Here is an 18771-nt window from a genome sequence, read left to right on the forward strand (position 1 = left end):
GCATGGGCAAGGTCTATCCGGAGATCGACGATCGACTACGTAACTTCATCGCGGACCAGCCGCTCTTCTTCGTGGCCACCGCGGCGTCCGGCGCCGAGGGGCATGTCAACGTCTCCCCGAAGGGCATGCGGGGCACGTTCGTGATCCTCGGCCCGCACCGGGTGGCCTACCTCGACTATCACGGCAGCGGGGCGGAGACCATCGCCCACCTGCGGGACAACGGCAGGATCACGCTGATGTTCTGCGCCTTCGACGGGCCGCCGAAGATCGTCCGGTTGCAGGGCCGGGGCCGCAGCGTCGCGGTGACCGACGACGGCTTCGCCGACCGGCTCGCCGAGTTTCCCGCGCCGCCGGACGTGCACGCCGTCCGGGCCGTGATCACCGTCGAGGTGGAACGGGTCAGCGACTCCTGCGGCTACGCGGTGCCGTTGATGGACTTCCGCGCCGAACGCGACCTGTTACTCACCTCACACTCCCGTCGTACCGCCGACGACCTGGCGGTCTACCGGGCCACCAAGAACGCGGCGAGCATCGACGGGCTGCCAGTCTTCTGACTCGTCGGGCGTGCTGGCGACCGCCGTTCGACGCCGGTGCGTACCCGTACTGTCCGGTCCCCGACGGCTCGGGGCGGCATGAACAGCGCCCAACCGTCGTATTGCGTTACGTTGCTGGCCCGCTGGGGTACAAGTCGAGGCACGGCGGGTGAAGATCAACGGTCGCGGGGTGCCGGCCGGAGCGGGGAGGCTGTATGAGCTCGGCCCAGGGGGGTGCGGACATCGGGCGGTCCGTCGCGCCCGGCCCGGAGGCTCCTCCGATGCTTGCGGCGGCGTTCGCGGCCGGTGGCGAGATGGGTGAGCGGCTGGGTCGCTTCGACTGGTCCACCGGCCCGCTCGGCGAGCCCGGCCGCTGGCCGCTGGCGCTCTCCAACGCGGTCGGCATGATGCTCGCCTCCAGCGCGCAGATCGTGATGTTCTGGGGCGACGAGCAGCTGGCCTTCTACAACGACGCCTACCGACCGACCATCGGCAGCAAACATCCGGGCGTGCTCTGCCAACCGGCCCGGCACCACTGGGCGGAGACCTGGGCGGTGCTCGGCCCGCTGCTCGACGGCGTGCGGAGCACCGGGCGTTCCTACCGGGGCGACGACCACCCGTTCCTGCTCGACCGGCACGGCTTCGTCGAGCAGACCTACTTCAACGTCTCGTACGACCCGATCCGGGGTGACGACGGCTCGGTCAGTGGCGTCTACTGCATCGTCAACGAGACGACCGGCCGGGTGCTCGGCGAACGCCGGCTGCGGGCACTTGCCGAACTGGGCGCCGAGTTGACCGACACGGGCAGTGCTGCCGAACTCGGTCGGACCGCCGTCGGGGTGCTCGGCCGGCACCGGGCGGACGTGCCCTTCGCCCTGATCTACCTGGCCGACGAGACCGGTCGTCTCGCCCTGGCCGGGTCCACCGGCACCGCCCCGGCCACCGTCGGCGACACCGCCGAGCTGCTGGCCCGGGTCAGCGCCGACACCGCGCCCGCGACAGTCGACGTGGCCGACCTGCTCGACCCGCCGCCGGACGACGCCGCCGACCAGGCCCTCGTGCTGCCCCTCACGGCGAGCAACCAGACGGTCGGCGCGCTGGTCGTCGGCGTGGCCCGCCAGCTCCCGCTCAGCGACGACTACCGCAACTTCCTGGAGCTGGTGGCCGCCCAGATCTCCCGTGCGGCCGGCACGCAGCGGGCCTACGAGCAGGAGCGGGCCCGCGCCGCCGAGCTGGCCGCGCTGGATCTGGCGAAGACCAACTTCTTCGCCAATGTCAGCCACGAGTTCCGCACCCCGCTGACCCTGGTGCTCGGTCCGCTGGAGGACATGCTGGCCGACCCGACACTGCCCGCGGCCGAGACCGACCGACTCACCACGATGCACCGCAACGCGCTGCGCCTGCTGAAACTTGTCAACACCGTGCTGGACTTCTCCCGACTGGAGTCCGGTCGGCTCGCCGCCCGCTACCAGCCCACCGACCTCGCCAGCTACACCGCCCGGCTGGCCAGCACCTTCCGCTCGGCGACCGACCGGGCCGGGTTACGGCTGGTGGTGGATTGTCAACCGTTGCCGGCGCCGGTCTTCGTCGACCGGGACATGTGGGAGAAGATCGTCCTCAACCTGGTGTCGAACGCTGTCAAGTTCACCTTCGACGGCGAGATCCGGGTGCGGGTCCGGGCCGCGGACGGCGCGGCCCGCCTGGAGGTGACGGACACCGGCATCGGCATCCTGCCGGACGAGGTGCCGCACGTCTTCGAGCGGTTCCACCGGGTGCCCGGGGCGCGCGCACGCACCCACGAGGGCACCGGGATCGGCCTGGCGCTGGTCCGGGAACTGGTCGAGATGCACGGCGGCGAGGTCGGGCTGGCCAGCCGGGCCGACGAGGGCAGCACCTTCACGGTGACCGTCCCGTTCGGATCGGCACACCTGCCCGCGGACCGGGTGGCGGCCTTCGACCCGCTGCCTCCGGGTGAGCCCGAGCAGGCCCGGCTCTACGTGGCGGAAACCGCGCTGTGGACCGGCGTCGAGCCGACGCCCGAGTTCGCCAGCCGGCCGACGAACGGCGCACCGGCCGGCCGCATCCTGGTCGTCGACGACAACGTGGATCTGCGCGAGCACGTCAGTCGACTGCTCTCCCCGACCTGGGAGGTGGTCACCGCGAGCGATGGGCTGGTCGCCCTGCCGCTGGCCCGCGAGGGCGGGTTCGACCTGGTGCTCAGCGACGTGATGATGCCCCGACTCGACGGATTCGGGCTGGTCAGCGCGCTGCGGGCGGACCCGCGTACCCGTCATGTCCCGATCGTGCTGCTCTCCGCCCGGGCCGGCTCCGCGGAGGCCGTCGCCGGGCTCTCCGCCGGTGCCGACGACTACCTCACCAAGCCGTTCTCCAGCCAGGAGCTGGTCGCCCGGGTCCGGGCCAACGTCGAGCTGGGCCAACTCCGTGACCAGATCATCCGTCGGCTCCGGGCGCTGGCCGACGCGGCGGTGGCCGTGAACACCGCCCGGTCCACCGCCGACGTGCTCCGGGTCGCCGCCCGGCACGCGCTGAGCCTCGTCGAGGCCGCCCGGGTGGTCGTCACCGCCACCGGGGCCCGCTCCGAGGCGGACACCGGCGGCGCCACCGCCGCCGAGCCGTCCTTCGTGGCCGAGCTGACCGGCACCACCGGCGAGCCGCTCGGCGAGCTGCGGGTCTGGCGTGCGGCCGGCGACGGCGCGCAGGCCGACGAGGCGGCGCTTACCCAACTGGCCCGGCTGGTCGGGGTGCGCCTGGAGAACGCCCAGCTCTACGAAGCCGAACACCGGATCGCGACCACCCTGCAACACAGCCTGCTGCCCCGGTCCCTGCCGCAGCTGCCCGGAGCGGTGCTGGCCAGCCGGTACCTGCCCGGCAGCGCCGACGTCGAGGTCGGTGGCGACTGGTACGACGCGATGATCGTCGAGGACGACGACCTGGTGCTGATCATCGGGGACGTGGTCGGCAAGGGCGTCCAGGCCGCCGCGGCGATGGGACAACTGCGCAACGCGCTGCGGGCGTACCTGCTGGAGGGCTACGACCCGGGCGAGTCGTTGACCCGACTCAACCGGTTGGTCGGCTCCGCCGAGGGCCGCTCCTTCGCGACGGTGGTCTGTCTGCTGTTCAACCCACGCACCGGCCGGCTCCGGTACGCGAGCGCCGGTCATCCGTCCCCGCTGCTGATCAGAGGAGGTGACGTGTCGTTCCTGCACGATCGTGCGCTCGGCCCGCCGGTCGGCGCGATCCCCGGAGCGACGTACGAGGCGGTCGAGGGCGAGTTGGCCGCCGGCAGCCGGCTGTTGCTCTACACCGACGGTCTGATCGAGGACCGTCAGCTCGGCATCGATGCCGCGCTGGCCCAGCTGCGCGTCGACGCGGCGACCCCCAGTGAGCACGTGGCGGACCTGATCGACGCGGTCGTCGAGCGGGTCGACGGGCATCCGCGCGGCGACGACGTGGCGGTCCTCGCCCTCGAGGCGGCCGAGCTGAACCGTTTCGCGTTGCGGCTGCCGGCGGACCCGACCCGGCTGAGCGTGCTGCGCAAGCGCCTGGAGGCCTTCCTCGTGGCGCACGCTGTCGACGAGACGGACGTGTTCGACCTGACCGTGGCGGTCTCCGAGGCCGCGGCCAACGCCATCGAGCATCCGGTCCACCCCGCCGAGGCCGTGATCAGCGTCGAGGTGGCCATCGAGGATCGGACGGTGTCGGCCACCGTGCGCGACAGCGGGCAGTGGCGTGAGTCGACCGGGTCCGGGTTCCGGGGGCGTGGCCTGGCGCTGATCAGGGCGTTGGGCGAGCTGTCGGTGCGGCGTACCGACGAGGGCACCGAGGTGACGCTGCGCCGGAGCCTGCGGAGCTGACCGCGCGCCCGGCGGCGGCCGGATCGTCTCAGGTGGGCCGGAGCCAGCTCTGCTCGCCCAGGCCGGAGATCTCCAGCACCCGGCGGACCTGCCGCGACGGCAGGACGGTGAGCTCGCCCGGAAACTGCTGGGCGAGCCGGACCAGGGCGTGGATGGCGGCCGAGTCGAAGAAGGTGACGCGGCTCAGGTCGAGGGTGATCCGATCGGCGGGCTCGCGCAGCGCGGTCTGGAGCATGGTGTCGGCGGTGGCCATGTCGACCTCACCGGCCACCACCACCTGGAGGTGGTCACCGTCGATCTTCGCGCTGGCGGAGAAGACGGGTGGTGCTCCCCCTTGATCCACGCTGACACCATGGCACAGCCGACCTGGCGGGGCAACAACCCCCTCGGAGCGCCCGTGGCGCGGATCACCGGCGGTCCCGGCGATAGGCTGGCGTCATGACCGTCCGTCCGCCGCTGACACCAGGCACGCTCTCCCCGATGCGTCCGGTGCCGTCCCAGATCGCCCGACCGGAGTACGTGGGCAAGGAGCGCCCCGCCCAGTGGCGCGGCTCGCACGTGCAGACGCCGGAGACCATCGAGAAGATGCGGATCGCCAGCCGGCTCGCCGCCCAGGCGACCCAGTTGGCCGGCGAGCACTGCAAGCCCGGCGTGACCACCGACGAGATCGACCGGGTGGTGCACGAGTTCCTCTGCGACCACGGCGCGTACCCGTCGACGCTGGGCTACAAGGGCTTCCCGAAGTCCTGCTGCACCAGCCTCAACGAGGTCATCTGCCACGGCATCCCCGACTCCACGGTGTTGCAGGACGGCGACATCATCAACGTCGACGTCACCGCGTACATCGGTGGAGTGCACGGCGACACCGACGCCACCTTCTGCGTCGGCGCGGTCAGCGAGGAGGCCCGGCTGCTCGTCGAGCGGACCCACGAGGCGATGATGCGGGGCATCCGCGCGGTCGCCCCGGGCCGGCAGATCAACGTGGTGGGCCGGGTCATCGAGTCGTACGCCAAGCGGTTCGGCTACGGCGTGGTCCGCGACTTCACCGGCCACGGCATCGGCGAGGCCTTCCACAGCGGTCTCTACGTGCCGCACTACGACAGCCCGCGGCCCACCGACATCATGGAGCCGGGCATGACGTTCACCATCGAGCCGATGATCACGCTGGGCACCTACCAGTACGACATGTGGGACGACGGGTGGACCGTGGTCACCAAGGACCGGAAGTGGACGGCCCAGTTCGAGCACACCATCGTGGTGACCGACGACGGCCACGAGATCCTGACCCTGCCGTGACCGACACCCCAGCGGCGCTGCGCGAGGCGCACCACGCGGACGTCTCCGGCGGGTGGCTGCGCCCGGCCGTCTTCGGTGCGATGGACGGTCTGGTCACCAACATCGCCCTGATCGCCGGTGTCGGCGGCGGCGGGGTGTCACCCCGCAGCATCGTGCTCACCGGCTCCGCCGGCCTGGTGGCCGGCGCGATCTCGATGGGTCTCGGCGAATACACGAGCGTCCGCTCCGCGAACGAGCAGGTCGCCGCCGAGGTGGCAAAGGAGCGGCGCGAGCTGGAACGGCACCCCGAGGCGGAGGCCCGGGAGCTGGCCGACGCCTGGGTGGCCCGGGGTCTTCCCCGGGACCTGGCGACCCAGGTCGCCGAAGCGGTGCGGCGCGACCCGGAGGAGGCCCTGCGGGTGCACGTCCGCGAGGAGCTGGGCGTCGACCCCGACGACCAGCCCAGCCCGTGGGCCGCGGCGATCTCGTCGTTCCTGTTCTTCTCGGTGGGCGCGCTGGTGCCGCTGCTGAGCTACCTGTTCGGCGCCACCGAGCTATGGCTGGCGCTGGCCGTCGGCGGGCTGGGGCTGTTCGCCGCCGGAGCGGTGGTGGCCCGCTTCACCCAACGCCCCTGGTGGACCAGCGGGCTGCGGCAACTGCTGCTGGGCGCCGCTGCCGCCGGCGCCACCTACCTGGTCGGCACGCTGATCGGGGTGCCGGGCGGGCTGTGACCCCGGTCAACCGCTGAGCAGGTCGTCGACAGTGCCGTCGACCGCCCGACCTCGGGCGGCCAGCTCCTCGGCCTGTCGACCGAGCACCACGCCCACCTCGGTCATATCCGCGCCGGCCAACCCGGTGCGTCGTACCGCGTCGCCGGGATCCCGGTAGTAGGTGCGGCTCAGCAGGCCGGTCACCGTGGCCGCCGCCAGCCGGGCCTCGCCGAGCATCAGCAGGGCCTGGTCGGTCTCGTACCACTCGGCGAGCCGGGCGGCCCGCGCGTGCGCCGCGCTGCCCCGGTACCAGGCCTGCCGCGCCGCGGCGCTGAACTCCGCCGGGCGCGCCCGCGCCAGCCGGCCGAGATGCTCGTCGCGCAGCGTCCGCAACCAGCCGGTCGGGTCGTGCAACGGCTGGGTGGTGACGTACCGGTCGGCGGTCAGCGGCCAGAGCGCGGAGATCACCCGAGCCTGCGCCAGGTAGTCCTCGGCGGCGGCCACTGTCAGGTCGACGAGCACCCCGTCCACGCGCCGGGTCGCCGGCCGCGGGCCGGCACCGGGCCGGTAGGTGACCACCAGCATGCCCGCCTCGTTGTCCCCGCCGCCGTCGTCGTCACCGTGCGCCAACGGCCCGTGCACCGCCACCGCGAGCACGTCGGCCGGAAAGCGCCGGCGGACCGCCTCGGCGACCCGTTCCGCGACCGCCCACCGTCGATCGTCGAGGCCCCGGCCGACCTCGCCCAGCTCGTCTCCTGCGCTCACCCGGCCGCCAGGGTGCGCAGCCGTGAGGCTCGCGGGGCCGCCGCCGGTCGCGGGGTTCGCCACCCCGGCCCACTGCTCGCGCTCACGGGACCCGCCTTTGTTCGCGACTGAGCGTCAGCCTAGCCAGCCGACGGGGGGCCGGGCGGCACGCCGCGCCCGGTCGGCGTGAGCCGGAAGATGTGGATCTCCCGGCCGCCGGCCCGCCGCACGTACGTGCGGTACGCGGGCCACTCGGTGACCAACAACTGCCACAGCCGGTCCCGCTCGGCGCCGGACGCCCGCTCGGCCCGCACCGGCACCCGCCGGCCCTTCAGCTGCACCTCGGCGGCGGGATCGGCGAGCAGGTTCATCGCCCAGCCGGGGTGGTGGGTCTGGCCCCAGTTGGAGCCGATCACCACGTAGGCGTCGCCGTCGGGCACATAGAGCAGCGGGTTGCTGCGGGGCTTGCCCGAGCGGCGGCCGGTCGTCGTGATCACCAGGGACGGGATCAGGCCGAGCGCGACCACCCGCCCCCGGGTGAGTCGACCGACCACCCGGTCGGCGGGGACCAGCAGACGTGCGGCGGCGCCGAACCAGCGATGATGACCGACTCGACGGGTGAGGGTTCCGAGCACTGACACGCCGATCAGTGTGCCGGCTGCCGGGCCCCGCCGGCACCCCCCGTACGCGCCCGGCCCGCCAACCGGGCGGTCACGCCACCGGGTTCAGTCCAGCTGCCGTTCGATCGGCAGCCGGGCGCGGGTGAACAGGCCCGCCCCGAGCATCGCCACGATCGGCACCAGCACCAGGATCCCGAGCGCGGGCCACGGCACCACGTACGGGTACCGGTCGGGCACCGGCCAGTCGTTGGCGTACTGCCTGTTCACCGAGAACAGCACGATCGCGGCGGTGCCCAGCCCGGCCACGATGCCGAGCACCGAGCCCAGGCCGGCGATCACCCCCGCCTGGCAGATCGCCAGCATCCGGCGCAGCGCCGGCGCCGCTCCGACGGCTGCGAGGGTGGTCAGCTCGGCCCGTCCCTCGGCGGCGGCGAGCGCGGTGGCGATCCCCGCGGCACCCATCGTGATGACCCCGGCGGCCGCCGCGAGCAGCAGCAGCAACGGTGAGATGTCGCGCGGACGACCGCCGTCCTCCACCACCAACGAGAACGCGCCGAAGGGGCGCAGGGCGCTGGCGAACCGCTCCTGCTGATGCCGGTCGGGCGGGGTGGCAGCGCCGATCACCCAACCGGCCGTCGACCAGGTCAGGCCGAGGTGGTGGGCCGCGGACGCGGAGAGCAGCAGCTGGGACTGGCTGACCACTCCGCTCAGGGCGTACCCGGGGAAGTCGGCGACGGCGCGCGGCCGGTCCGTCCCGGGATCCACCTCGTTCACGCGTACGGTCACCAGGCCGTCGTGCAGGTAGCGCGGGTCGGTCACCACCACGCCGCCGGCGCGCAGCACGGCGGTGGCGGCGGCGGTCGTCGCCGGGTCCGCACCGGTGAGCAGCGGCAGCGCGGTCCCGTCGTCCACCCCCGCCTGCACGTAGCCGCCGTTGTAGTTCGTCGGGTCGATCCGACAGCGAGGGTCGGCCCGCGCCTGCCGACGGTGCGCCTCGGGGAGGTTGTCCCCGGGCTGCCAGGGGCAGACCTGCGCGGGCGGCAGCTCCGGCATGACGTCGCAGTAACCCGTCCCGGGTGCGCAACTCAGCGCGTTGATCGGGGCGACGGTGTCGGCGCCCAACTGGTCCCGGGCCAGGGCGGCGAGCTGGGTCAGCGGGGGTTGCCGAGCCGACTCGCCCGCGTAGACAAGCACGTGGCCGGTCGGCAGCATCGGCTGGTAGGCACGCGAGTCACGGGCGTCGCTGCTGGCCAGGAACCCGCCGAGCGCCACACTGCTGGCCACCGCGGCCATCACGGCGCAGATGGCGGGCGCGGCGGACGCGCGGTTGCGGCTGGCGTCCCGCAACGCGATCCGCGGCGCCAACGGCAACACCCGGCCGAGCCGGGCGAGCGCGCCGATCAGTGTGGGGGTGCAGCACACCAGGCCCAACTCGCCGAGGATCAGACCGGTGAGGATCACCGGCGCGGAGGCACGGGCCGCCCCGAACGCCGCCAACCCCGCCCCGCCGACCACAAGCGACAGCCCGATGGCCAACCACCGGGTCCGGGACACCGGGGGAGTGCGTCGCCCGGCCAGGCCGGCGCTGACGTCCTGCCGCGCAGCGGTCCAGGCCGGTGCCAGCGCGGCGAGCACCCCGGCCAGCAGCGCGACCCCACCGAGCAGCACCAGCGCGATCGGCCAGCACCGGTACCCACCGAAGCGGGCGTCGAAGACGTACTGCTCCATCAGCGGACGACCGGCGAACGCCGCGCCGACGCCGACCAGCAGGCCGGCGGCGGCGCCCAGCACACCAAGCACCACGCCGTCGGCCAACACGACCCGACGAAGCTGGGCGGCGTCCCCGCCGGCCACCGCGACGAGCGCCAGATCCCGCCGTCGCCGACGGACGCCGACCGCGAAGGCCGGCCCGACCAGCAGCACCACCTCCAGCAGCCCGAGGCCGGCGATCAGCACGCCGGTGCCCAGGTCGGTGGTCCGGGCCGGGTCGATGGGGCCGAGCCAGAGCCGCTTCCGTTCGTCGGCCGAGTCGGCCGGAGGACGGGCGGCGACCAGCACACCCCGGTCATTGAGCCGGGACACCTGTGCGGCATCGATGGTGCCGGGCACGTCCACCAGCCAGCTGCTCTCCGGTTCGGGACCGGTGCGCGGCGCCGCACCCGGATGCAGCGCCACCACCGGGCCGAGATCGTCGGGGAACTCGACGACCCCCACCACTGTGTACGCCCTGCTCCCGTCGGCGAGGGCCACGGCGCGGCCAAGGCGCAGGTCCAGGCGGCGGAGCGCGGCCGGGCTCACCGCGACCTCGCCGGGCTGCTCCGGCGCCCGGCCCGCCCGGAACCGCACCAGCCCGCGGGCCAACGGGTCGCCGAGGTCCAGTACCCGCCCTTGCACGTCCTCGTCACGGTGCGGGCCCCGCAGGGTCAGCGGGATGCCGCCGCGCACCTCGGTGACCCGACTGCCCGGTCCGAGCAGCGCACTCACCTGGGCGGAGGTGGCCGGGGCGGTGGGTGACTCCACGCCGTCCCGGGTGGCCCAGCTCTCACCCCACTCGTCCTGCTCCACAGGGGTGTCGGAGATCCAGCGCAGCTCCGCGTCGGCCACGCCGAGTTGGCGCGCCACCCGTTCCTGCGGAGTCAGCTCGGCCATGTCGTAGCTGGCGGCCAGGAAGGCCAGCACGGCCACCGGCAGGGCGATCATCGCGAGCACCAGGGCGGTTCGCCGCCGGGCCCGGCGGGACTCCCGCCGGGCGATCCGCAACGCCGCCCGCCAGGAGCCGGTCAGCTCGGCGAGCCGCCGCCGACCGACCCGCACCGGCGGCGCGACAGGTGCCGCCGCGGCGGCGTCGAACCGGCCAGGCGCCGGCCGGGTACGGCGGACGGTCACCGATCGCTGCCGGACAGCAGCTGCTCGACGCTGCCCAGCGGCGCCGTCGTGTCGACAAGTACGCCGTCGCGCAGGAACACCACCCGGTCGGCCCAGCCGGCATGTCGGGCCTCGTGGGTGACGAGCACTCCGGCGGCCCCCGCGTCGATCCGGCGGCGCAGGAGGTGCAGCACCGCCTCGCCGGTCTGCGAGTCCAGGGCCCCGGTGGGCTCGTCGGCGAGCACCAGCCGGCGATCGCCCACCAACGCGCGGGCGATGGCCACCCGCTGCTGCTGCCCGCCGGAGAGCTGGTCGGGGAAGCGGTCACCCAGTGCGGGCAGACCCACCTCGGTGAGCGCGGCCATGGCCAGCGTCCGGGCCCGGCGTCCGCTGACGCCGTCGAGTTCCAGGGGCAGCGCCACGTTCTCCAGGGCGCTCAGGCTGCCCAGCAGGTTGAGTTGCTGGAAGATGTAGCCGATCCGCCGGCGGCGCAGCTGGGCCAGCCCGCGACGGTCCAGCGCCCCCAGCGGCTGCCCCTCCACCCGGACCTCTCCGCCGGTCGGGCCGTCCAGCCCGCCGGCGAGGGCCAGCAACGTCGACTTGCCGGAGCCGGACGGACCCATCACGGCGACCAGCTCGCCGGGCCGGACGACCAGGCTGACCCCGCGCAACGCGTGCACCGCCGCCGGTCCGGCGCCGTGGGTGCGGTGGACGGCGCGGAGCTCCAGCACCGCGTCGTCCGATCGGCTCACCGTCGCGCCTCCTCGCCGGCCCAGCGCGCCGCGTCCCGCGCGTCGGCGTCACCCGGCAGGGGCGGGGGAGGCGCCGGGCCGGTGGGTTGGTGCCGTACCAGACTGGTCTCGCAGTGGTCCAGCCAGCGGACCTCGGCCTCGGCCTGGAACACCATCGAGTCCAGCACGAGGCGCCAGGGGAGGTCCTCCGGCCGGTTGCTGCCGTACTTCAACCGGGTCAGCTCCTGCAGAGCCCGCATCGTCGCGCTGCGCTGGGCCTGCACCACCGAGCGGACGTCCACCCCGGGCGTGGTCAGCGCCAGCGCCAGCTTGATCGCCAACTCGTCGCGGGGTCGGTCGTTGCGGCTGACCGGGGTGGCGAACCAGAGCGCCAGATCCGCCCGGCCGGCGTCGGTGATCTCGTACGGGCGCTGCCCGGCCTCGCTCTCCGGCAGCGGGCGCACCAGACCGTCGCGTTCCAGCCGGGACAGCGTTGTGTAAACCTGCCCGATGTTCAGCGGCCAGGTCGAGCCGGTCGACTCCTCGAACGCGGCGCGCAGCTGGTAGCCGTACATCTGGCCGCGTTCGAGCAGGGCGAGCAACCCGTGTCGGATGGACATGGAAACGGAGTATGCATACCTGGTATGCGTACCGCAACCGGAGCGGAACGGTTCAGGTTGGCCGACCGGGAAACGGGACGGTCAGCGGGGTCGTCCCGGCCGTCTTCCGCCACCGGGTGGCCCGCACCGCGTACTCGACAAGGGCGGCCAGCGCCTGGTCCCGGTCGGCCCCGGTGGTGGACGCCAGAGCCGCCCGCCAGTGCGCGGCAGTGCGCTCCTCCACCTCCGCGGCGAGCCGCAGCGCGCTGGCCCGGTCGGTGACCGGGAACGGCAGCGCGTAGCCGGCGCGGTCCGGCGGCACGACGCCACCGGCCGCGCTCAGTTGCACCACAAGCGTGTCGCGGCGGCTTCGATGCGCGGCTTCGGCCTGGTGTGCGGCCTCCCGCGCCGCCCCGGTGAGTCGGACCCCGATCCGCCCGTAGGCGTAGATGGCCGCGTACTCGGCGGACAGGGCGGCGGCGAGCGCCTCCCCGGCGGACGGCTGCCTCACTTCAGTGCCTCCTGGTGGGTGGCTCGGGCGGCGGCGATCGACCCGAGCAGCGCGGCCCGCTCCGCGCTCGCCGCGGCGCAGGCGGCGGTGGCGGACTGCTGGGCGGTCTTCTCCAGGGCGCGCAGGGTGGTGAGGGTGCCGCCCGGGTCGGTCGTCGGAGCGGCGGGCGCGGTCGGCAGGGCGACGCCGATCACCCGGGCCAGCTCGGTGGCGTGCGCGGTGTGCGCCTCGGCGATCGGGCCGAGCCGGTCGGCCAGGTCGGGATGCGCGGCCATCTGCGCCTGGTACGTGGCGGCCAGCGTGAGCGCCTCGTCCACCATCGGCCGCAGCGGGTCCGGTGGTGGCGCTGGCTGATCGTCACGGTCGAAAAGATCACAGCCGGTCAGCGGCACCGCGGCACCGCCGAGCGCCAGCAGCGCCCCGGTCCGCAGGAGCTTTCGCCGCGAATGTCCGGATGCCTGGTCGCGCTGTGTCGTTCTGCCGGTCCCCACCCGGCAAGTCAACACCATCCCCGTCGGTCCGGGGGCCACCGACGTCGGTGCGCCGCCCGGTCCACCGACGGGCAGGCGCGTTACGCTCTGCGCAGCCACCGGCGCGTCCGCTCCGGTGGTGCGCCGGCATGTCGGGACGACCGATCACCGTCGACCAGGGAGAGGGTGCGGAGATGACGCAGCGTGGCCGTGCCACCAGGTCGACAGGGCGACCCCGCGATGCCGCGGGTCCCCGCGGTGGTGATCTCGCAGCGCGGCGGGCGCGGTTGCGGGCTGTGATCGAGCCAGTGGTCAACGACGCCGGCTACGACCTGGAGGACCTGTCGGTCTCCCGGGCCGGTCGCCGGCACGTGGTGCGGGTGATGGTCGACACCGACGGCGGGATCGACCTGGACGCCGTCGCGGACGTCTCCCGCGCGGTCTCGACCGCCCTGGACGCCGCCGAGGAGACCGGTGGTGACATCGTCGCCGGGGAGTACCAGCTGGAGGTCAGCTCGCCGGGCGTCGACCGGCCACTCACCCTGCCCCGCCACTGGCGGCGCAACGTGGGCCGGCTGGTCAAGGTCACCGCCCGGGGCGCTGCCGCGTTGCCCGGCCAGCGTGGCGAGCAGCCCGCCGGTGACCGCCAGCTGACCGGCCGCGTCATCGCGGCCGACGACGAGGGCGTGCACCTGGAGACCGAGGACGGCCGTACCACCTGGGCGTATGCCCAGCTCGGCCCCGGTCGCGTGCAGGTCGAGTTCACCCGGCTCGCCGAACTCGGCGAGCCGGACGAGGAGTTCGACGACGCGGACGACTCAGACGAGATCGACGATTCAGACGACATCGACGACGAAGATGATGTGGAGGACGAGGAGAGGTGAACATCGACCTCGCGGCGCTGCGCGCACTCGAGCGCGAGCGGGAGATCCCGTTCGACACGATTCTCGCGGCGATCGAGACCGCGTTGCTGACCGCCTACCGGCACACCGACGGCGCCGAGCCGCACGCCCGGGTGGAGATCGACCGCAGGTCGGGCGCCGCCCTGGTGTACGCGCAGGAGATGGACGCCGACGGCAGCCTGGTGCGGGAGTGGGACGACACCCCGCACGACTTCGGCCGGATCGCCGCCATGACCGCCAAGCAGGTGATCCTCCAGCGCCTGCGGGAGGCCACCGACGAGGTGCACTTCGGTGAGTACGTCGGCCGCGAGGGTGACCTGGTCACCGGCGTGGTGCAGGCGCACGAGACGCGTACCGAGAAGGGCATCGTCAGCGTCGACCTCGGCAAGCTGGAGGGCGTGCTGCCGCAGTCCGAGCAGGTGCCCGGCGAGCGCTACGCGCACGGCGAGCGGGTCCGCTGCGTCGTCGTGCACGTCGCCAAGGGCATGCGCGGGCCGCAGATCACCCTGTCCCGGTCGCACCCGGCGCTTGTCAAGAAGCTGTTCGCGCTGGAGGTGCCGGAGATCGCCGACGGCACTGTGGAGATCGGCGCGATCGCCCGTGAGGCAGGTCACCGCACGAAGATCGCCGTACGCTCCACCACCCCCGGGGTGAACGCCAAGGGCGCGTGCATCGGCCCGATGGGTCAGCGGGTGCGGGCCGTCATGAGCGAACTGCACGGCGAAAAGATCGACATCATCGACTGGTCGGACGACCCGGCCACCTTTGTCGGTAACGCGCTGTCGCCGGCCAAGGCGCTGCGGGTCGAGGTGGTCGACCTGGCCGGTCGCGCCGCCCGGGTGACAGTTCCCGACTTCCAGCTCTCCCTCGCGATCGGTCGGGAGGGGCAGAATGCCCGACTCGCGGCCCGATTGACCGGTTGGCGGATCGACATTCGGTCCGATGCGGAGCAGACGGCCCCGGCCGCGCGTGCGGCAGCTGATCACGTGCGGGAGCCGGGCGGCGCGATCTCGGGCAGCTAGGGGTAGACTTCTTCCAGTGGTACGACGCGCAACGCCGGAACGCACCTGTGTGGGTTGCCGGCAACGTGCGCCGGCCAGCGAATTGCTGCGGATTGTCGCGGTCCGGGACGAGGCTGGTTTCAGTCTCCGACCTGATCCGCGCCGCAGGCTGCCGGGTCGGGGAGCGAACCTGCACCCGGATCCGGCCTGCTTCGCGCTGGCGGTGCGCCGCCGCGCCTTCGGGCGTGCGCTGCGCATCACCGAGGTCCTTGACCACGGTGTGCTGGCGGAGCACGTCGATGCGCCAACCACTACGTCCGGTCAGCCCGACCGGGCGAGGGTCGCTAGCAGGGTAGGACGACCGACATGAGCACACGATGAAGTCCCTGAAATGACCAGGCTTCAAGTGCACGAGTGAGGTCGCTGCGGGTGCTGCCCGCACGACCTCGGAGTGAGGAGTGCAGTGGCAGGCAAGGCCCGCGTACACGAGCTTGCAAAAGAGCTCGGGGTCGAGAGTAAGACCGTTCTCGCCAAGCTGAAGGAAATGGGCGAGTTCGTGAAGTCCGCGTCGAGCACCGTCGAGGCGCCCGTCGCCCGGCGACTGCGGAACGCATTCGTCGCGTCCGCCGGTGCTCCGGCACCGGCCGCCGCCCCGTCGGCGCCCGCGTCGACGCCGGCTTCAACCCCGACCCCGACGACGGCCCCGACCCCGGGTGCGCCCCGGGTCTCGGCCAAGCCGATGCCGCCCCGGCGGCCGACCGCGCCGGCTCCCGGCCCGAAGCCGAAGGGTCCGGTGCCTGGTGCACCGCAGCCCGCGGCTCCGGTCGCCAAGCCGGCGAGTGCCCACGACATCGAGGTGGCGGCCGCCGAGGCGCGTGCCGCCGCGCTGAAGGCTGAGCAGGAGGCCGCGGTCAAGGCCGCGCAGGCCGCCCGCCAGCAGCAGCGGGACAACCCCGTACGCCGGGAGCCCCCGGCCGACGGCGGCAACCGCCCCGGCCCTCGGCCGGGTCCGGCCGCGATGCCCCCTCGTCCCGGTTCACCGGCAGCTCGTCCGAGCACGCCGGCTCCGGGTCCGGGTGCCCGACCCGGTGGTCGCCCGCCGGCGCGAGGCGCCGGTAACAACCCGTTCGGCATCCAGGGTGGCCAGCAGCAGCGGCCCCCGGCGGCCGGTGCGGGTGGGCCCCGGCCCAACACCCCGGCGGGCATGCCGCCGCGGCCGAGCCCCAACTCCATGCCGCCGCGGCCGAGCCCGGCGTCCATGCCGAGCCAGCGTCCGGCTGCCGGTCGGCCCGGTCCCGGTGGCGCTGGTCGCCCCGGTGGCGGTGGCGCCGGTCGTCCCGGTGGCGGCGGCGGTGGTTTCCGTGGCGGTCCCGGCGGTGGCGCCGGTGGCGGTGGCGGTTACCGCGGCGGCCCTGGTGGCGGCGCGGGTGCCGGCGGTGGCGGTGGCTACCGTGGCGGTCCCGGCGGCGGTGGCGGTGCTCCCGGTGGCGGTTTCCGTCCGGGTGCTCCGTCCGGTGGTGGCGGTCGCCCGGGTGCGGGTGGTCGTGGCCGTGGCGGCGGCGCCGCGGGTGCCTTCGGGCGTCCGGGTGGCCGGCCGACGCGCGGTCGCAAGTCCAAGAAGCAGCGCAGACAGGAGTTCGACAACCTGTCGGCTCCGACCATGAGCTCGGGTGCTCCCCGGGGTCAGGGTCAGATCGTCCGGCTCTCCCGTGGCGCCTCGTTGTCCGACTTCGCGGACAAGATCAACGCCAACCCGGGTTCGCTGGTCCAGGAGATGTTCAACCTGGGCGAGATGGTCACCGCGACCCAGTCCTGTTCTGACGACACCCTGCACCTGCTGGGTGAGCACCTGGGCTTCGACATCCAGATCGTCAGCCCGGAGGACGAGGACCGCGAGCTGCTCGCGCAGTTCAACATCGACCTCGACGCGGAGGTGGCCGAGGAGCGTCTGGTCAGCCGTGCGCCGGTGGTGACCGTCATGGGTCACGTCGACCACGGTAAGACCAAGCTGCTCGACGCGATCCGCAAGGCGAACGTCGTGGCCGGTGAGGCGGGTGGCATCACCCAGCACATCGGTGCGTACCAGGTGCACGTTCCGCACGAGGGCGAGGACCGGGCGGTCACCTTCATCGACACCCCGGGTCACGAGGCGTTCACCGCCATGCGTGCCCGTGGTGCCCAGGTCACGGACATCGTGATCCTGGTGGTGGCGGCCGACGACGGTGTGATGCCGCAGACCATCGAGGCGTTGAACCACGCCAAGGCGGCCGACGTGCCGATCGTGGTCGCGGTCAACAAGGTCGACAAGCCGGACGCCAACCCGGACAAGGTCCGCCAGCAGCTGACCGAGTACGGCCTGGTCGCCGAGGAGTACGGCGGCGAGACCATGTTCGTCAACGTGGCGGCCAAGCCGGGCATCGGCATCGAGGAGCTGCTCGAGGCTGTCCTGCTGACCGCCGACGCGTCGCTGGAGCTGACCGCTCCGATCGACGGGCCGGCGCAGGGTGTGGCAATCGAGGCGCACCTGGACAAGGGTCGCGGTGCGGTGGCGACGGTGCTGGTGCAGAAGGGCACCCTGCGGGCAGGCGACTCGATCGTCGCCGGTGGGGCGCACGGCCGGGTCCGGGCCATGCTCGACGAGAACGGCAACCAGCTCACCGAGGCTGGGCCGGCGCGTCCGGTAATGGTGCTGGGTCTGACCGCGCCTCCCGGCGCGGGCGACACCTTCCTCGCCGCGGCGGACGACCGCACGGTGCGGCAGATCGCCGAGCAGCGGCAGGCACGGCGGCGGGCGGCGTCCTTCGCCAACTCCCGTGGTCGGGCCACCCTCGAGACGCTCATGGAGCAGCTCAAGGAGGGCGAGAAGACCTCGCTCAACCTCATCCTCAAGGGCGATGTCTCCGGTTCGGTGGAGGCTCTCGAGGACGCGCTGTTCAACCTGGACATCCCCGAGGAGGTCCAGCTCAAGGTCCTCGACCGTGGCGTGGGCGCGATCACCGAGAGCAACGTCATGCTCGCGAGTGCCTCGTCCGAGCCGGTCACGATCATCGGCTTCAACGTGCGGGCCTCCAACAAGGTCCGTGAGATGGCCGACCGCGAGGGCGTGGAGATCCGGTATTACACCGTCATCTACCAGGCCATCGAGGAGATCGAGGCAGCGCTCAAGGGCCTGCTCAAGCCGGAGTACGAGGAGGCCGAGCTGGGCACCGCGGAGATCCGCGACGTGTTCCGCTCGTCCAAGATCGGCAACATCTCCGGTTGCATCGTCCGGTCGGGTGTCCTTCGGCGTAACGCCAAGGCGCGCCTGCTGCGAGACGGGGCAGTCGTGGCGGACAACCTCACGATCAGCTCGCTCAAGCGGTTCAAGGACGACGCCACGGAGGTCCGCGAGGGCTTCGAGTGTGGTCTGACCCTGGGTGGTTACAACAACGTCCAGGTCGGCGACGTCATCGAGACCTTCGAGATGCGGGAGAAGGTTCGCGCCTGATCCGGCAGTGACACGCTGATCAAGGGGTTTACGCCGAACGGCGTAAACCCCTTGATCATGCGGGGCGGGTTGGCGGTATCGTCCGGGGCGATGTTCACCGGAACCGCGGTCTTCGACCTGCTGCTGCCGGGCGACTCCCGGTCGCTCAAAGCCAAGAGATCATATGTACGGCCGATCGTGGCGGCGTTGCGCCGCTTCGAGGTGTCGGCCGCCGAGGTGGGTGCGCTCGACCTGCATGGTCGAGCGCAGCTGGCGGTGGCCGTGGTGGCCGCCGAGACGGCGCACGTCCGCGAGGTGCTCGACTCCTGTGAGCGCCTGGTGGCCGGTCGCCCCGAGGTCGAGTTGCTGTCGGTTCGACGCCGGTTGTACGGCGTGGACGACGACTGACCCTGGAGCCGGCTGTGCCGGGCGACCGGTGCGGCCCCGAAGGTAGTGTTCGAGATGTTGG

Annotated in this window: 17 protein-coding genes; 9 read left to right on the top strand and 8 right to left on the bottom strand. The window is 73.0% G+C overall.

Annotation, left to right across the window (positions count from 1 at the left end; translation table 11 throughout):
* Positions 1-2: 2 nt before the first annotated feature.
* Both ACQPWW_RS07860 and ACQPWW_RS07865 read left to right on the top strand, forming a co-directional pair.
* Entirely contained in the window at positions 3-554 is a 552-nt protein-coding gene (locus tag ACQPWW_RS07860; protein ID WP_433130585.1) for a pyridoxamine 5'-phosphate oxidase family protein, read from the top strand.
* Between the two features lie 194 nt (positions 555-748).
* Positions 749-4408: a SpoIIE family protein phosphatase gene (locus ACQPWW_RS07865; protein ID WP_433130587.1), complete on the top strand. Its 3660-nt coding sequence runs from the start codon at positions 749-751 to the stop codon at positions 4406-4408.
* A 28-nt stretch (positions 4409-4436) separates the two neighbouring features.
* Here the strand turns inward: ACQPWW_RS07865 and ACQPWW_RS07870 are convergent, their stop codons facing one another.
* A complete protein-coding gene (locus ACQPWW_RS07870; protein ID WP_433130590.1) occupies positions 4437-4751 on the bottom strand; it encodes an STAS domain-containing protein in 315 nt (104 codons plus the stop codon).
* A 95-nt stretch (positions 4752-4846) separates the two neighbouring features.
* On the opposite strand from ACQPWW_RS07870, the gene map reads away from it, so the two are divergent.
* Positions 4847-5704, top strand: coding sequence for a type I methionyl aminopeptidase (map, locus tag ACQPWW_RS07875; protein WP_433130592.1), 858 nt, complete (start codon positions 4847-4849; stop codon positions 5702-5704).
* Complete coding sequence (locus ACQPWW_RS07880) at positions 5701-6414, top strand: VIT1/CCC1 transporter family protein (RefSeq protein WP_433130594.1); 714 nt, start codon at positions 5701-5703, stop codon at positions 6412-6414. The genes map and ACQPWW_RS07880 overlap by 4 nt, the downstream gene beginning before the upstream one ends.
* 6 nt (positions 6415-6420) lie before the next feature.
* Here the strand turns inward: ACQPWW_RS07880 and ACQPWW_RS07885 are convergent, their stop codons facing one another.
* The 7 genes from ACQPWW_RS07885 to ACQPWW_RS07915 form a co-directional block, all read right to left on the bottom strand.
* Positions 6421-7158 (bottom strand): nucleotidyltransferase domain-containing protein, encoded by a 738-nt coding sequence (locus tag ACQPWW_RS07885; RefSeq protein ID WP_433130596.1) that lies wholly within the window; start codon positions 7156-7158, stop codon positions 6421-6423.
* A gap of 119 nt (positions 7159-7277) precedes the next feature.
* Positions 7278-7778 (bottom strand): nitroreductase/quinone reductase family protein, encoded by a 501-nt coding sequence (locus tag ACQPWW_RS07890; RefSeq protein ID WP_433130598.1) that lies wholly within the window; start codon positions 7776-7778, stop codon positions 7278-7280.
* Between the two features lie 84 nt (positions 7779-7862).
* Positions 7863-10643, bottom strand: coding sequence for an FtsX-like permease family protein (locus ACQPWW_RS07895; RefSeq protein WP_433130600.1), 2781 nt, complete (start codon positions 10641-10643; stop codon positions 7863-7865).
* Positions 10640-11374, bottom strand: coding sequence for an ABC transporter ATP-binding protein (locus ACQPWW_RS07900; protein ID WP_433130602.1), 735 nt, complete (start codon positions 11372-11374; stop codon positions 10640-10642). Before ACQPWW_RS07900 ends, ACQPWW_RS07895 begins: the two co-directional genes overlap by 4 nt.
* Positions 11371-11973 (bottom strand): PadR family transcriptional regulator, encoded by a 603-nt coding sequence (locus ACQPWW_RS07905; protein WP_433130604.1) that lies wholly within the window; start codon positions 11971-11973, stop codon positions 11371-11373. Before ACQPWW_RS07905 ends, ACQPWW_RS07900 begins: the two co-directional genes overlap by 4 nt.
* Before the next feature lie 52 nt (positions 11974-12025).
* On the bottom strand, positions 12026-12463 hold the full coding sequence (locus tag ACQPWW_RS07910) for a ferritin-like domain-containing protein (RefSeq protein ID WP_355031869.1): 438 nt from the start codon (positions 12461-12463) through the stop codon (positions 12026-12028).
* On the bottom strand, positions 12460-12972 hold the full coding sequence (locus tag ACQPWW_RS07915; protein ID WP_433130606.1) for a hypothetical protein: 513 nt from the start codon (positions 12970-12972) through the stop codon (positions 12460-12462). Before ACQPWW_RS07915 ends, ACQPWW_RS07910 begins: the two co-directional genes overlap by 4 nt.
* A gap of 155 nt (positions 12973-13127) precedes the next feature.
* Between ACQPWW_RS07915 and rimP the strand changes: the two genes are divergently transcribed.
* The 5 genes from rimP to ACQPWW_RS07940 all read left to right on the top strand — a co-directional run bounded on the left by rimP (position 13128) and on the right by ACQPWW_RS07940 (position 18710).
* On the top strand, positions 13128-13817 hold the full coding sequence (gene rimP, locus ACQPWW_RS07920) for a ribosome maturation factor RimP (protein ID WP_433134199.1): 690 nt from the start codon (positions 13128-13130) through the stop codon (positions 13815-13817).
* Entirely contained in the window at positions 13814-14857 is a 1044-nt protein-coding gene (nusA, locus tag ACQPWW_RS07925; protein WP_357247291.1) for a transcription termination factor NusA, read from the top strand. The genes rimP and nusA overlap by 4 nt, the downstream gene beginning before the upstream one ends.
* Positions 14858-14873: 16 nt before the next feature.
* Complete coding sequence (locus tag ACQPWW_RS07930; protein WP_433130608.1) at positions 14874-15206, top strand: YlxR family protein; 333 nt, start codon at positions 14874-14876, stop codon at positions 15204-15206.
* A 93-nt stretch (positions 15207-15299) separates the two neighbouring features.
* A complete protein-coding gene (infB, locus tag ACQPWW_RS07935; RefSeq protein WP_433130610.1) occupies positions 15300-18323 on the top strand; it encodes a translation initiation factor IF-2 in 3024 nt (1007 codons plus the stop codon).
* Positions 18324-18413: 90 nt separating this feature from the next.
* Complete coding sequence (locus ACQPWW_RS07940; protein ID WP_030489481.1) at positions 18414-18710, top strand: DUF503 domain-containing protein; 297 nt, start codon at positions 18414-18416, stop codon at positions 18708-18710.
* Positions 18711-18771 lie beyond the last annotated feature (61 nt).

This window comes from Micromonospora sp. CA-240977 (assembly GCF_050942285.1).
Classification (GTDB): domain Bacteria; phylum Actinomycetota; class Actinomycetes; order Mycobacteriales; family Micromonosporaceae; genus Micromonospora.

Excerpts from the sequence above, each read along its gene's own strand:
- ACQPWW_RS07860 (WP_433130585.1), top strand. The coding sequence starts at position 3 with ATGGGCAAGGTCTATCCGGAGATCGACGATCGACTACGTAACTTCATC.
- ACQPWW_RS07865 (WP_433130587.1), top strand. The coding sequence starts at position 749 with ATGAGCTCGGCCCAGGGGGGTGCGGACATCGGGCGGTCCGTCGCGCCC.
- map (WP_433130592.1), top strand. The coding sequence starts at position 4,847 with ATGACCGTCCGTCCGCCGCTGACACCAGGCACGCTCTCCCCGATGCGT.
- ACQPWW_RS07905 (WP_433130604.1), bottom strand. The coding sequence starts at position 11,973 with ATGTCCATCCGACACGGGTTGCTCGCCCTGCTCGAACGCGGCCAGATG.
- ACQPWW_RS07915 (WP_433130606.1), bottom strand. The coding sequence starts at position 12,972 with ATGGTGTTGACTTGCCGGGTGGGGACCGGCAGAACGACACAGCGCGAC.
- rimP (WP_433134199.1), top strand. The coding sequence starts at position 13,128 with ATGACGCAGCGTGGCCGTGCCACCAGGTCGACAGGGCGACCCCGCGAT.
- ACQPWW_RS07940 (WP_030489481.1), top strand. The coding sequence starts at position 18,414 with ATGTTCACCGGAACCGCGGTCTTCGACCTGCTGCTGCCGGGCGACTCC.